General features: G+C 62.1%; 15 protein-coding genes. 3 read left to right on the top strand and 12 right to left on the bottom strand.

The features are described 5' to 3' along the window. Positions 1–2: 2 nt before the first annotated feature. The 3 genes from CL52_RS07110 to CL52_RS07100 are packed head-to-tail and all read right to left on the bottom strand — an operon-like array spanning position 3 to position 3197. Positions 3–1247 carry a lipoprotein-releasing ABC transporter permease subunit gene (locus CL52_RS07110; protein WP_043222991.1) on the bottom strand — a complete coding sequence of 415 codons (1245 nt, stop codon included), beginning with the start codon at positions 1245–1247 and terminating at the stop codon, positions 3–5. After that, positions 1247–1957 carry a lipoprotein-releasing ABC transporter ATP-binding protein LolD gene (lolD, locus tag CL52_RS07105; RefSeq protein ID WP_041106116.1) on the bottom strand — a complete coding sequence of 237 codons (711 nt, stop codon included), beginning with the start codon at positions 1955–1957 and terminating at the stop codon, positions 1247–1249. The genes CL52_RS07110 and lolD overlap by 1 nt, the downstream gene beginning before the upstream one ends. Further along, positions 1950–3197 carry a lipoprotein-releasing ABC transporter permease subunit gene (locus CL52_RS07100; protein ID WP_043219374.1) on the bottom strand — a complete coding sequence of 416 codons (1248 nt, stop codon included), beginning with the start codon at positions 3195–3197 and terminating at the stop codon, positions 1950–1952. Before CL52_RS07100 ends, lolD begins: the two co-directional genes overlap by 8 nt. Before the next feature lie 94 nt (positions 3198–3291). Between CL52_RS07100 and CL52_RS07095 the strand changes: the two genes are divergently transcribed. Genes CL52_RS07095 through CL52_RS07085 form a run of 3 tightly spaced genes read left to right on the top strand, consistent with a single transcriptional unit; the run spans position 3292 to position 4896 of the window. Further along, positions 3292–3864, top strand: coding sequence for a PilZ domain-containing protein (locus tag CL52_RS07095; protein WP_043219373.1), 573 nt, complete (start codon positions 3292–3294; stop codon positions 3862–3864). A gap of 4 nt (positions 3865–3868) precedes the next feature. Then, entirely contained in the window at positions 3869–4174 is a 306-nt protein-coding gene (locus CL52_RS07090; protein WP_043219370.1) for a hypothetical protein, read from the top strand. Further along, positions 4171–4896 (top strand): glycerophosphodiester phosphodiesterase, encoded by a 726-nt coding sequence (locus tag CL52_RS07085; RefSeq protein ID WP_043219367.1) that lies wholly within the window; start codon positions 4171–4173, stop codon positions 4894–4896. The genes CL52_RS07090 and CL52_RS07085 overlap by 4 nt, the downstream gene beginning before the upstream one ends. Positions 4897–5058: 162 nt before the next feature. Here CL52_RS07085 and sthA read toward each other — a convergent pair whose 3' ends face one another. From sthA to CL52_RS07040, 9 genes are all read right to left on the bottom strand, one after another. Continuing rightward, positions 5059–6453 carry a Si-specific NAD(P)(+) transhydrogenase gene (sthA, locus tag CL52_RS07080; RefSeq protein ID WP_041106126.1) on the bottom strand — a complete coding sequence of 465 codons (1395 nt, stop codon included), beginning with the start codon at positions 6451–6453 and terminating at the stop codon, positions 5059–5061. Between the two features lie 95 nt (positions 6454–6548). Continuing rightward, positions 6549–6776 carry a (Na+)-NQR maturation NqrM gene (gene nqrM, locus CL52_RS07075; protein WP_041106128.1) on the bottom strand — a complete coding sequence of 76 codons (228 nt, stop codon included), beginning with the start codon at positions 6774–6776 and terminating at the stop codon, positions 6549–6551. Then, positions 6773–7696 (bottom strand): FAD:protein FMN transferase, encoded by a 924-nt coding sequence (locus CL52_RS07070; protein WP_082042012.1) that lies wholly within the window; start codon positions 7694–7696, stop codon positions 6773–6775. Before CL52_RS07070 ends, nqrM begins: the two co-directional genes overlap by 4 nt. Before the next feature lie 103 nt (positions 7697–7799). Continuing rightward, positions 7800–9026: an NADH:ubiquinone reductase (Na(+)-transporting) subunit F gene (nqrF, locus tag CL52_RS07065; protein ID WP_173425373.1), complete on the bottom strand. Its 1227-nt coding sequence runs from the start codon at positions 9024–9026 to the stop codon at positions 7800–7802. A gap of 12 nt (positions 9027–9038) precedes the next feature. Further along, positions 9039–9647: an NADH:ubiquinone reductase (Na(+)-transporting) subunit E gene (gene nqrE, locus CL52_RS07060; protein WP_041106134.1), complete on the bottom strand. Its 609-nt coding sequence runs from the start codon at positions 9645–9647 to the stop codon at positions 9039–9041. Next, entirely contained in the window at positions 9647–10315 is a 669-nt protein-coding gene (locus tag CL52_RS07055) for an NADH:ubiquinone reductase (Na(+)-transporting) subunit D (protein ID WP_041106136.1), read from the bottom strand. Before CL52_RS07055 ends, nqrE begins: the two co-directional genes overlap by 1 nt. A gap of 2 nt (positions 10316–10317) precedes the next feature. Further along, complete coding sequence (locus tag CL52_RS07050) at positions 10318–11112, bottom strand: Na(+)-translocating NADH-quinone reductase subunit C (RefSeq protein WP_041106138.1); 795 nt, start codon at positions 11110–11112, stop codon at positions 10318–10320. Next, on the bottom strand, positions 11105–12316 hold the full coding sequence (locus tag CL52_RS07045; RefSeq protein WP_043219359.1) for an NADH:ubiquinone reductase (Na(+)-transporting) subunit B: 1212 nt from the start codon (positions 12314–12316) through the stop codon (positions 11105–11107). Before CL52_RS07045 ends, CL52_RS07050 begins: the two co-directional genes overlap by 8 nt. A gap of 3 nt (positions 12317–12319) precedes the next feature. Next, on the bottom strand, positions 12320–13657 hold the full coding sequence (locus CL52_RS07040) for a Na(+)-translocating NADH-quinone reductase subunit A (RefSeq protein WP_043219356.1): 1338 nt from the start codon (positions 13655–13657) through the stop codon (positions 12320–12322). Positions 13658–13836 lie beyond the last annotated feature (179 nt).

Here is a 13836-nt window from a genome sequence, read left to right as displayed (position 1 = left end):
CCTCACTCGTAGCGCAATGCCTCGGCCGGCTGCGTCTGCGCGGCGCGCCAGGCTGGATAGAGGGTCGCCAGAAAGCTGAGCGAAAGCGCCACCGCAGCCACGACCACGACATCCAGTACCTGCAGCTCTGATGGCAGGCTGCTGATGAAATAGACGTCCGAGCTGAAGATGTGCTGGCCCGACACGCGCTCGAGCCAACCCACCAGCGAACTGACATTGAGCGCGCCGAGCACACCCAGCACCACGCCGATCAGCGTGCCACTCAGGCCGATAATGCTGCCCTGCACCATGAAGATCGCCATGATCTGCCGAGGCGTGGCGCCCAGCGTGCGCAGGATGGCGATGTCCGCCCGCTTGTCGGCAACGACCATGATCAGCGTGGCGATGATGTTGAAGGCGGCGACCGCGACGATCAGCATCAGTAACAGCCCGATCATGGTCTTTTCCATCTTCATCGCGCTGAACAGGCTACCCTGCGTCTTCGACCAGTCTTCAGCGTGATAGCCCGGCCCCAAGGTGGCGGCGATCCGGGCCGCGATAGCCGGCGCCTGGTACAGATCGGCGAGGCGCACTCGCACGCCCTGAACCTGCTCGGCCGGCCAGCGCTGAATGGCCGCGGCGTCGGCACGATGGATCATCACCAGGCTGCCGTCGAGATCGGCGCCCACTTTGAATAGGCCAACCACGGTCAGCCGCTGCATGCGCGGCGTGACGCCACCGGGAGCATCACTCGGTTCAGGCACGATGAGCGTCAGCTTGTCACCTACCGAGAGCCCGAAGCGCCTGGCCGTGATCACCCCCAGCACCACGCCGTAGTCACCGGGACGCAAGTCGTCGAGGCGACCTGCGATCATGCGCGAAGCGACGATCGATACCCGCGCCTCGGCGCTTGGCTCGATCCCGCTGATCTGCACCGGCTGCATGGCGCCCTTGTAGGAGAGCATGCCCTCGAGCTGGGTAAGCGGCGCGGCGCCGAGTACCTGCGGCTGCTTCCCGATCCGTGCCGCGAGCGACTGCCAGTCTTCGATCGGTTCCGGGCCGAAGATCGTCGCATGGGGAATCATCCCGAGGATGCGCGCGCTCATTTCACGCTGGAAGCCGTTCATCACCGACAGCACCAGGATCATGGCCAGCACGCCTAGCGCCAGGCCGATCAACGAGGTCAGCGAAATGAACGAGATGTAGTGGTTTCGGCGCTTGGCCCGGGTGTAGCGACTGCCAATGAACAGGCTGAGCGGACGAAACATCATTCAGCCACCAGGCGGCCATCCTGCAGGCGCAGGATCTTGTCCATCTGAGCCGCCAGCTGCGGGTCGTGGGTCACCACCAGAAACGCCGTGCGCAGCGAGCGACTGAGTTCGAGCATCAGCTCCTGAATGCCTTGCGCCGTATGGTGATCCAAATTGCCGGTCGGCTCGTCGAGCAGGACCAGCGCCGGGCGGTTGACCAGCGCACGGGCGATAGCCACACGCTGCCGCTCGCCGCCGGAAAGCTCGGCGGGCTTGTGCTCCAGACGATGGCCAAGCCCTACCCGCTCGAGCAATTCGGTCGAGCGCCGTCGTGCCTCGGAGAGGTCGGTTCGGCCGATGAGCAGAGGCATGCAAACGTTCTCGAGCGCAGTGAACTCAGGCAGGAGATGGTGAAACTGATAGACGAAACCAAGCGCCCGATTGCGCAGCAGTCCACGCTCCTTCTCGTTGAGCGCTGAAAGCTGCTCGCCCGCAAGCCAGACGCTGCCCTCGCTGGGCGTATCGAGCCCGCCGAGCAGGTTGAGCAAGGTGCTTTTGCCGGAGCCGGAGCTGCCGACGATGGCGACACGCTCGCCGGGAAAGAGCTCCAGTTCGAGATTGCCGAGCACCTCGACCGATTCCGGGCCCTGATCGTAGCGTTTGCCCAGGTTGCGGCAACTCAGGACGGCGCTTTCGGGATTTGCAGCATTCATGGCCAGCTCACTCATAACGTAGCGCTTCGGCCGGCTGCGTGCGCGCGGCACGCCAGGCCGGATACAGCGTGGCAAGGAAACTCAGCAGCAGTGCCGCGACGCAGACCTGGATCACGTCGGCAGCCAGCAGACGGGACGGCAGATAGTCGATGAAATAGACGTCCGCATTGAGAAATTTGTGCCCGATCAGCCGCTCCAGCCAGGCGATGCCGTCACTGACGTTCAGCGCGGCGAGGATGCCAAGTACGGCTCCGACCAGCGTGCCGACCACGCCGATGACCGTGCCCTGGACCATAAAGATCGCCATGATCTGCCGCGACGTAGCCCCCAGCGTGCGCAGGATGGCGATATCGCCCCGTTTGTCGGTAACGACCATGACCAGTGTCGAGATGATGTTGAAGGCGGCCACGGCCACGATCAGCAGCAGCAGCAGCCCGATCATCGCCTTTTCCATGCGAATGGCCTGATAGAGGTTGCCGTGCGTACGCGTCCAATCGCGCGAGTAGTAGTCCTCACCCAGCTGGCCGGCCAACTCCCAGGCGATGCGAGGCGCCTGGAACAAGTCTTCGAAGCGCAGCCGCAGCCCCTGCACCTGCCCGGGTTTCCAGCGCTTGAGACGTGCCAGGTCAGCAATATTCGCCATCGCAACGTAGCCGTCGATCTCGCCAGCGCCGACATGGAAGATGCCTGTCACGGTGAAGCGCTTCATGCGCGGAAACATCCCCGCCGGCGTGACGGTCACTTCCGGAGCAACGAACGTCACCTTGTCACCGACGGCAAGGCCGAGTTTCTGCGCCGCCTTGTCGCCGATGACAATGCCGAACTCACCCGGGGCCAGGTCGTCCAGCGAGCCCTCGCGGAAGAACTGATCGATGATCGAAACCCTGCGCTCTGCCGTTGGATCGACCGCGTTGATCAGGATCTTGCTCACCTGACCTCGATTGGTCAGCAGACCCTGGGCCTGGATGAACGGGGCGACGGCCGCCACCTGTGGGTTGGCCTGGATTCGCTCGGCGAGCGCCTCCCAGCCATCGATTGGAACGGCGCGTTCGAGGGTCGCGTGCGGCACCATGCCAAGCACACGGGTACGCATCTCATGATCGAAGCCATTCATCACTGACAGGACCAGGATCATCACCAGCACGCCCAGGGCCAAGCCGATCATCGAGGTGAAGGAAATGAAGGAGACGAACAGGCTGCGGCGCTTGGCGCGTGTATAGCGCGCTCCGATGAACACGGACAGCGGTCTGAACATAGGTCGACTTATTCGCTGGCGGGGAAAAACGAGCGTGACGGCTGATGCCCGAAGGCCTGATAGACTCACGCCACCATCGTTAGCGGGGCGTGCCATGCCGACACAAGACACTGAAGAACGCCGGGAATACTACCGTATCGAGGACCGCATCGCACTGGAAATACTGCCCGCTGAAGCGGACGGTAACAATCAGCCGCCTGCGCTGCCACGGCAGTTCGCCTTGCTCGCCGAGCTGCATCAGCTGGATTTCGAGTCCCAGCATCTGTTGCGGCAAATTGCCGATCAGAATCGCACCCTCGCCAACTACCTGAAAGTGCAGAACCGACGCATCGACCTGCTTGGCCAGGCGCTGGCGCAGGGGTTGCTCGCCGAGAGCGACTGCGAGCGCGACGTCATCCTGTCGGAAGGTGGCGTCAGCTTCGTTCACGAGCAGCCGATTAGGGTTGGCACGCCGCTGCTCCTCAAGATGATTCTCTTGCCGCAGGGCCTCGGCCTGTTGCTCGCTGCACGCGTCCTGCACTGCGAAGCCGCGGAAGGCGGTCAGTTTCAGCTCGGCACGGAATTCGAAGCGCTGACTGACGCACAACGGCAACTGCTGGCTCGGCATATCCTGCAGAAACAGGCGCTGGAACGTCGTCTGGCCCGTGAGACCCCGCAAGGAGATTGATCCGATGTTGCGCTACGCCCTTCTCAGCCTGACCCTCGCCTTCAGCAGTGCGCTACAGGCCGAACAGATCGTCATTCCGCTCGGCCAACAGGGCGGCGGCGAGCTGGCGCTACCCTCGCGCGGGGCTAGCAAGGGCGCAGTGCTGGAACGCTTCGGGTTGCCCGACAACGAACATTCCCCTGTCGGCCAGCCGCCGATCACCCGATGGGACTACCGCACCTTTTCGGTCTACTTCGAAGGCGACCGCGTCATCGACAGCGTCATCGACCATCGGCCTCTTCACCTTCCTCAGGATCAGCAGCAACCGTGACCCAGATCTATGGCCATCGAGGCGCAAAGGGCCAGGCGCCGGAAAATACACTGGCCGGCTTTCAGCTGTGCCTGCAAGACGGCGTGAACCGCTGCGAACTCGATTTACATCTCTCTCGCGATGGCGAGCTGATGGTCATCCACGATCCCACACTGAAGCGCACCACCGGCCGGCGCGGCAAAGTCGCCGAACACAGTGCGCAGGAGCTTGCCAGCTACGACGCTCGCCTCGGTGGCCCCGGCTGGGAACAGCCGTGCCCGATTCCACGCCTGGAAGAGCTTTTTGCTGGCTGCGACTTCGAGCATTGGCAATTGGAAGTCAAAAGCGCATCGCATGAACGCGCCAGGCGGACGGTGCTGGCGATCGCTACCCTCGCCGAACGCCACGGCCTTAGCGAGCGGATCACGGTGACCTCCGGATCGCGCGTGGTGCTCAAGGCGCTTGCAGAGCTGGCCCCGCATCTTTCCCGCGGCCTGGTCGCCGAGTATGGCTGGCTCGACCCGCTGAAGGTCGCCAAGGCGTATGGCTGCAACCTACTGGCCCTGAAATGGTCGCTCTGTACGCCCGGGCGACTGCTCAAGGCACAGCGACAAGGCCTGCATGTCTCCACCTGGACAGTGAACGAGCCGGCACTCATGCTGCGTCTGGCGGACATGGGCGTCGACAGCCTGATCACCGACTTCCCCAGGCTTGCCACCACCACCCTGGCCGGACGGTCATAGCGGAAAACGAAAAGGCCCGCCGGCGGATGCCGACGGGCCTGGACGCTTGGCAGCATGCGGTACGCTACCGTGACCTGATCTAAAGGCTTTCCCGGTTGGGCCAATGCCATTGCCGGGAATCACCGGTGCCTCCGACCGGCTCAGGCCACCGGTCGGAGCCTCTCAAAAAAGCCGGTTCAGACCGTCAAACGCCGCGACCCGATAAGCCTCGGCCATGGTCGGGTAGTTGAAGGTGGTGTTGACGAAGTACTTGATCGAGTTCGCCTCCCCCTTCTGGTTCATGATCGCCTGACCGATATGCACGATCTCCGAGGCCTGATAGCCGAAGCAATGCACGCCAAGCACCTCTAGCGTTTCGCGATGGAAGAGGATCTTCAGCATGCCGACCGGTTCGTAGGAGATCTGCGCACGCGCCATGCTCTTGAAGAACGCCTTGCCGACCTCGTAGGGGACCTTGGCCTGCGTCAGCTCGCGCTCGTTCTTGCCGATCGAGCTGATCTCCGGAATGGTGTAGATGCCCGTCGGCACGTCGTCGACGAACCGCCAGGTATCGTTCTCGACGATACTGCCAGCTGCCGAGCGTCCCTGGTCGTAGGCTGCACTGGCCAACGAGGGCCAGCCAATCACATCGCCCGCCGCATAGATGTTGCCGACCTCGGTGCGGTAGTGCTCGTCGACCTGAACCTGGCCACGGCTGTTGGCCTTCAAGCCGATGTTCTCCAGCGCCAGCTTGTCAGTGTTGCCGGTACGCCCGTTACTCCAGAGGAAGGCATCGGCCTTGATCTTCTTACCCGACTTCAGGTGCAGGATCACACCGTTGTCCAGCCCCTCGACGCGCTCGTACTCTTCGTTATGCCGGATCAGCACATTGTTGTTGCGCAGGTGGTAGGACAGCGCATCGGAAATCTCGTCGTCGAGGAACGACAGTAGCTGATCGCGATTGTCGATAAGATCGACGAGCACGCCCAGGCCACTGAAGATGGAAGCATATTCGCAGCCGATCACCCCGGCCCCGTAGATGATCATCCGACGCGGCGTATGGCTCAGCGTAAGGATGGTGTCGCTGTCGTAGATCCGCGGGTGGTTGAAGTCGATGTCAGCCGGGCGATAGGGGCGCGACCCGGTGGCAATCACGATCTGCTTGGCCACCAGCTTCTCGACCATACCGTTCAGGCAGACCACCTCGACGCTCTGCTCATCGGCGAAGCTGGCCGTTCCGAAAAAGGTATCGATCCGGTTGCGCGCGTAGTAACCGGTGCGCGAGGTCACCTGCTTGCTGATGATCTTCTCGGCGCTCTTGAGCACGTCCGGGAAGGAGAACCAGCGCGGCTCGCCGATCTGACGAAACAAGGGGTTGGTGTTGTACTGCATGATCTGGCGCACCGAGTGACGCAGCGCCTTGGACGGAATGGTCCCCAGGTGGGTGCAGTTGCCGCCCACCAGCGGTCGATTGTCGACCACGGCGACCTTGCGCCCGGCTTTGACGGCGTTCATCGCCGCGCCTTCGCCGGCCGGGCCGGAGCCCAGCACCACCACATCGTAGTTATAGACAGCCATATGTACTCCCCAAACGCGGTCGCTACGCTAGCGCCGCACCAAACAATCCTTCAGTGCCCGTGGGGCGCACGGCGCTCGACACGGGCCGAATCCACTCACTTACGGGTCGCGTCGTAGGCCAGGTCGCTCTGCGTCTGCGCTCGCTCCTGGTTCACTTCCTCGCACTTTTCGCGGCTGCCTCCGCAGATCGAGCATTCCTTCTCGATTCCCAAGGCCGCGATACCTCCACAAGAACCCGCAATCGGCTTGCGCCCCATGATCACGCCAATGGCCATGCCAAAGACGACGAGAAGCATCACCAGAAAAACCAGTAGCCAGGTCATTTGTCTTCTCCTTCACCGAACAGCTGTTTGAAAGCCGTGGAGCTCGTACTGACGAATTGCTGACCCTGCCGCACGACGAAGAGGGCCGCGAGCTGGTGCCGATTGGCGAACTCCAGTCCCTTGTCCGGCCCCAGCACCATCAGTGCCGTCGACAAACCATCGGCTTCGAGGGTCGAGGGATGCAGCACCGTGACAGCGGCCAACCGATGCTCGATAGGGGCGCCGGTGGTCGGGTCGATTGTATGGGAATAGCGCCGGCCATCCCGCTCGAAATAGTTGCGATAGTCGCCAGAGGTCGACACACCGAGGCCATCGAGTTCGACGATCCGCTGCGCTACTCGCTGGTCGTCACGTGGCGCTTCGATCGCGATCCGCCAGGGCTGGCCGTCCGGCTTGTGCCCTTCGGCCTTGAGCTCGCCGGTAATTTCGACCAGATAGCTCTTCACGCCGAGCGCCTTCAGCCGCGCCACGACCCGATCCACCGCATAGCCCGCCGCGATGCTGTTGAAATCGACCTGGGCGGCAACATCCTTGCACAGCTGCTCGCCTTCGATTCGCAGATGTCGGTGACCGACGTTTTCCCGCGCCGTGGCGATTTCGCTCTCGGACGGAATGCGCTCCATGCGCCCCTGCGGGCCAAACCCCCAGAGGTCGAGCAACGGCTCCAGCGTGAGGTCGAGGGCGCCGCCGGTCTGCCTGGATAGCCGCTCGCCGGCGGCGACCAGCTCACGTACAGCCTCAGGCACGGCCTGGCACTGCCCGGCCGGCAGCCGGTTGAATTGGGCGATGTCCGAGTCGGCTCTGTAGGTCGACAGCTGTCGGTCCAGATCGGCCAATATCCGCTCGGTTTCCTTCTGCAGCACATCGCGCGCGGGCACGCCGTCGCCCCGCACATACTTGATCGAATAGGTACTGCCCATGGTCGGCCCGTCGAAGCTTTCGAGCCGGTCCTGAAACAGACAGCCCGTCAGGGCTGCCGCGAGAGCGGCAGTCAAGACGGGCTGCAGTAGCGCTTTGATCATGCTAACCGCCGAAGTCGTCGAGCAGGATGTTCTCCGGTTCGACCCCCAGGTCCGTCAGCATCTTGATTACCGAGGCGTTCATCATGGGCGGGCCGCACATGTAGAACTCGCAATCCTCGGGCGCCGGGTGGCTCTTCAGGTAGTTTTCGTAGAGCACGTTGTGGATGAAGCCGGTCGGCCCCTGCCAGTTGTCCTCGGGCTGCGGATCGGACAAGGCCAGATGCCACTCGAAGTTCGGATTCTCCGCTTGCAGCTGGTCGTACTCTTCCACATAGAACGCTTCACGCAACGAGCGGGCGCCGTACCAGAAGCTCATCTTGCGGGTGGACTTCAAACGCTTGAGCTGGTCGAAGATGTGCGAACGCATCGGCGCCATGCCGGCACCGCCACCGATGAAGACCATTTCGGCATCGGTATCCTTGGCGAAAAACTCACCAAACGGACCGTACACGGTCACCTTGTCACCCGGCTTGAGGCCGAATACCCAGGACGACATCTTGCCCGGCGGGACATCATCACGACCCGGAGGCGGCGAGGCGATCCGGATGTTGAACTTGACCAGGCCTTTCTCTTCCGGGTAGTTGGCCATCGAGTAGGCGCGAATGGTGGTTTCGTCGACCTTGGAAACGTACTTCCACAGATTGAACTTGTCCCAGTCGCCGCGAAATTCAGGCTGGATGTCGAAATCCTTGTAGTTGACCGTGTGCGGAGGACACTCCAGCTGCACATAGCCACCCGCCCGGAAGTCGACGTTCTCGCCTTCGGGAAGCTTGAGCGTAAGCTCCTTGATGAAGGTCGCGACGTTGGGGTTCGACGCAACGGTGCATTCCCATTTCTTCACGCCGAAGACTTCTTCCGGCACCTCGATCTTCATGTCCGCCTTGACCGGTGTCTGGCAGGACAGGCGCCAGCCCTCACCGGCCTCGCGGCGGGTGAAATGCGACTCCTCGGTCGGCAGCATCTCGCCGCCACCGCTCTCGACGATGCACTTGCACTGAGCACAGGTACCGCCGCCGCCGCACGCCGAAGACAGGAAGATGTTGTTGGCCGCCAGGGTCTGCAGCAGCTTGCCGCCAGCCGGCACGGTGATCGTGCGCTCACCGTTGATCTCGATCGACACATCGCCACTGGATACCAGCTTGGCGCGAGCAGCCAGGATGATCATCACCAGCGCGATGACGATGGCGGTGAACATGCCGATGGCGAGGAAAATTTCGTAACTCATCAGTTCATCCCGTCCTTACAGCTGTACGCCAGAGAAAGACATGAAGCCCAGCGACATCAGTCCGATGGTGATGAAGGTGATGCCCAGCCCCTGCAGCCCTTCCGGTACGTCGCTGTATTTCAGCTTCTCGCGGATGCCTGCCAGCAAGGCGATGGCAAGAGCCCAGGAAGCGCCGGAGCCGAGCCCGTAGACCATGCTCTCGCCGAGGTTGTAGTCACGCTCGACCATGAACAGCGTGCCACCCATGATGGCGCAGTTCACGGTGATCAGCGGGAGGAACACACCCAGCGCGTTGTACAGGCTGGGCACGTACTTATCGAGCAGCATCTCGAGGATCTGCACGATGGCCGCGATCACGCCGATATAGCTCAGGAGACCGAGAAAGCTCAGGTCCACATCCGGCAACCCGGCCCAGGACAATGCCCCGGCCTTCAGCAGGTAGGTGTAGATCAGGTTGTTGGCCGGCACGGTGACCGTCTGCACGACGATCACCGCGATACCCAGGCCAATTGCGGTTTCGACCTTCTTCGAAATCGCGATGAAGGTACACATGCCGAGGAAGAACGCCAAGGCCATGTTCTCGATGAACACGGCGCGGACGAACAGGCTGATGTAATGCTCCATTAGTAAGCCTCCTTGCTCGAGACTTGCGGCGCCATCTTGAAGGCAGGTTTCTCGACCTGTTCCTTCTTCCAGCTACGGATGCCCCAGATGATCAGACCGATGAGGAAGAACGCGGACGGCGGCAGCAACAGCAGGCCATTCGGCAGGTACCAACCGCCGTCGTTGACCACCGGCAGGATGGTGTAACCCAACAGTTTGCCGGCGCCGAACAGCTCGCGAACGATACCCAGCACGATCAACATGGCGCTGTAGCCCAGGCCGTTACCGATGCCATCGAAGAACGAAAGCAGTGGCGGGTTCTGCATGGCGAACGCCTCGGCGCGCCCCATCACGATGCAGTTGGTGATGATCAGGCCGACGAATACCGAGAGCTGCTTGGACAGGCTGAAGGCATAGGCCTTGAGCACCTGGTCGACCAGGATCACCAACGAAGCGATGATCACCATTTGCACGATCATGCGAATCGAGCTTGGGATCTGGCTGCGGATCATCGAGATGAACAGGTTGGAGAAACCGGTCACCAGGGTCAGCGCGATGGACATCACCAGCGCGGTCTTCAGGTTCGAGGTCACCGCCAGTGCGGAGCAGATACCGAGAATCTGCAGACCGATCGGGTTGTTGGCGACGATCGGATTCAGGAGAACGTCTTTGACTTTGGGTTGCGACATGTTCAGGCCTCCCCGGCACGCAGGTTAGCGATAAAAGGACCGAAGCCGTTTTCACCGAGCCAGAAATGCAACAGGTTGTTCACACCGTTGCTGGTCAGGGTTGCCCCGGCAAGCGCGTCGACCTGATGGTCGGCCTTCGGGCTCTTCGGATCGACACCACCCTTGACGACCTGGATCGCCAGGTTGCCGTTGTCACCGAACAGCTCCTTGCCCGGCCAGAGGCCGCGCCACTTCGGATTGTCCACTTCGCCGCCGAGGCCGGGCGTTTCACCGTGCTGATAGAAGCCCAGGCCGGCAACCGTGTTCAGATCACCCTCGAGCGCCATGAAGCCGTACAGCGTGGACCACAGGCCATAACCACGGACCGGCAGGATCAGGGTATCGATCGCCCCCTCACCCTGCCCCTCGACGATGTACACGATGCTGTAACGCTCACGGCGCTTGATCGAGGCGATATCTTGCTCGGCCGGCAGAGCCTGCGACAGCTGCGGATCCTTGGCGGCGGCCAGCGGATCGAAGCTCTTGGCCTCGAACTCGTCGCTGAATTTGCCGGTTTCGAGATCGACCAGACGGGTGACGATGCGTTCATTGAACAGCTCGCGCACCTGCTTGCCGGACATGCCGGCTTCGCCCAGCCCGGCGATCGCAAGAATGCTGCGCTGCTTGTCCAGCAACGCGTTCTGCTGTTGCGTGGGTCGCAGCGCGACCGCCGCGCCGGCGACGAAGACCGAGCACACCAGGCAGACCAGCAGGGCTACCGTCAGCGTGCGAACGGTGGATTCTTTCTGACTAGACATTACGGGCCAGCCTCCGCTTGACGTTGGCCTGAACGACGAAGTGGTCAATCAAAGGCGCACAGAGGTTGGCGAACAGGATCGCCAGCATCATGCCTTCCGGGAACGCCGGGTTGACCACGCGGATGAGTACCACCATGACCCCGATGAGGATGCCGAACACCCACTTGCCGGTATTGGTCATCGATGCCGACACCGGGTCGGTGGCCATGAAGATCATGCCGAAAGCAAAGCCACCGGCGACCATGTGCCAGTACCAGGGCATGGCGAACATGGCATTGGTGTCCGAGCCGATCAGGTTGAACAGATAGCTGAGACCGATCATGCCGAGCATCACGCCGCTGACGATGCGCCAGGAAGCGATCTTGGTCAGCAGCAGCACAGCGCCACCGATGAAGATGGCCAGGGTGCTGGTTTCACCGATCGAGCCGTGGATGGTACCGACGAAGGCGTCCATCCAGGTGATGCCATTCTGCACCACGTTGTCGATACCACCGGCGAAACCCAGGCTGAGCGTGGTCGCGCCAGCGAAACCGTCGACCGCCGTCCAGACGGCATCACCGGACATCTGAGCCGGATAGGCAAAGAACAGGAAGGCACGACCGGTCAGCGCCGGGTTGAGGAAGTTCTTGCCGGTGCCACCGAACACTTCCTTGCCGATCACCACGCCGAAGCTGATGCCCAGCGCCACCTGCCAGAGCGGGATGGACGGCGGCAGGATCAATGCGAACAGCACCGACGTCACGAAGAACCCTTCGTTGACCTCATGCTTGCGGATCGAGGCGAACAGCACTTCCCAGAAGCCGCCGACAATGAAGGTCACTGCGTAGATCGGCAGGAAGTAAGCGGCGCCCTGGATGAAGTTGTCCCATAGGCTGCTGGGATCGAAACCGGCGAGCATCGCGGTCAACGCGAACTGCCAGTCGCCCTGGGCTTGCAGCAGATCGGGGTTGGCGGCATAGATCAGGTTCGCCTGATAGCCGGTGTTCCACATCCCGAAGAACATCGCCGGGAAGGTGCACAGCCAGACGGTGATCATCATGCGCTTGAGATCAAGACCGTCACGCACGTGCGCGGTGGTCTTGGTCACGCTGCCGGGGCGATAGAGAAAGGTGTCTGCCGCTTCATAGAGCGCGTACCACTTCTCGTACTTGCCGCCCTTCTCGAAATGATGCTCGATCTTGTCGAGGAATGCGCGAATGCCCATGCCTTATCCCTCCTTCTCGATGCGGGTCAGGTTGTCCCGCAAGATCGGGCCGTATTCATACTTGCCGGCGCAGACATAGGTGCACAGCGCCAGGTCCTCTTCATCGAGTTCCAGACAGCCGAGCTTTTGCGCCATCTCGGTATCGCCGACGATCAGCGAACGCAGCAGCTGGGTAGGCAGGATGTCCAGCGGCATGACCTGCTCGTAGTTACCGACCGGCACCATCGCCCGCGGGCTGCCGTTGGTGGTGGTGGTAAGCGCGAATTTCTTGGCGCCCATCAGCTTGGAGATGAAGATGTTCAGCACCGAGTGCTTGTCGGAGCCCGCACGCAGGTAGTGCAGCATCTCGCGCTCCTTGCCCTCGCGCAGGCAGGACACCTGCTGGTGGTAGCGGCCGAGATAGGCGAACGCACCATGCGCGGTGCGGCCGCCGAGCAGCGAACCCGAGACCACGCGATTGGCTCCCGGCTGCAATTCACCGGCAGTGAGCTCGTCGAGGTTGGCGCCGAGGCGCGCGCGCACCAGGCGCGGCTTGTCGACGACCGGCCCGGCCAGCGAAACGACACGCTCTACCGAGAGCCGGCCACTGACGAACAGCTTGCCGATGGCAATGACGTCCTGATAGCCGATATTCCAGACACTCTTGGTCGCACTGACAGGGTCGAGGAAGTGGATATGGGTACCCGCAAGCCCGGCCGGGTGCGGCCCCTGGAAGGCTTCGCTTCGGACCTTGGGCAAACCCTCGCCGGGCAGCGCTGCACCAGCAGCCTTGCACAGGAAGATCGGTGCGATATTGCCGAGCACTTTCAGGCCGTTTTCGAAGGCTTCCGGCTGCTCGCTGATGATCACGACAGGGTCGGCGGCCAGCGGGTGGGTGTCGATCGCCGTGACGAAGATTGAACTGGGCACGGCGTCGACCGCCGGCACCTTGCTGTACGGGCGAGTACGCAGCGCCGTCCACAGCCCGGACTGCTGGAGATTTTCGCGAACCTGTTCGGCGGACAGCGCCTCGAGTTGGGCGGCAGGATAGCTGGCAAACTCCAGCTGATCGTCACCTTCCAGGTCGATCACGACCGACTGCAGGACGCGTTTCTCGCCGCGATTGATCGCGCTGACCACGCCGGCACCCGGCGCAGTGTAGTGGACCCCGGGCGTTTTCTTGTCAGAGAACAGCACTTGTCCAAGCTTGACCCGATCACCCACTTGCACGGCCATGGTTGGCTTCATGGTCGGATAATCAAAGCCTATGACCGCGACGCTCCTGATGGGCCTGCCAGCCTCGATCCGCTGCGCGGGCTCCCCGGCGACGGGCAGATCCAGCCCTCGTTTTATATTGATCATCGGTTTGCCTAACCAATTAATTTATAAGCACTTTCCGCACCTGCGTGACAATCGCGGCCTAATAGCCGCTACGCCACGCCGACATGACTTCGGCGCGGCGCTATGCCGCAGGTCCAGGTAAAAAATCCGCCCGATTATAGAGGTCTGCCTTGCCGCATGGCCACCCGAAGCAGGCTGCT

This window comes from Stutzerimonas balearica DSM 6083 (assembly GCF_000818015.1).
Classification (GTDB): Bacteria; Pseudomonadota; Gammaproteobacteria; order Pseudomonadales; family Pseudomonadaceae; genus Stutzerimonas; species Stutzerimonas balearica.
Note: the sequence above shows the minus strand (reverse complement) of the source record. Positions and strands in the feature narration are given on the sequence as shown.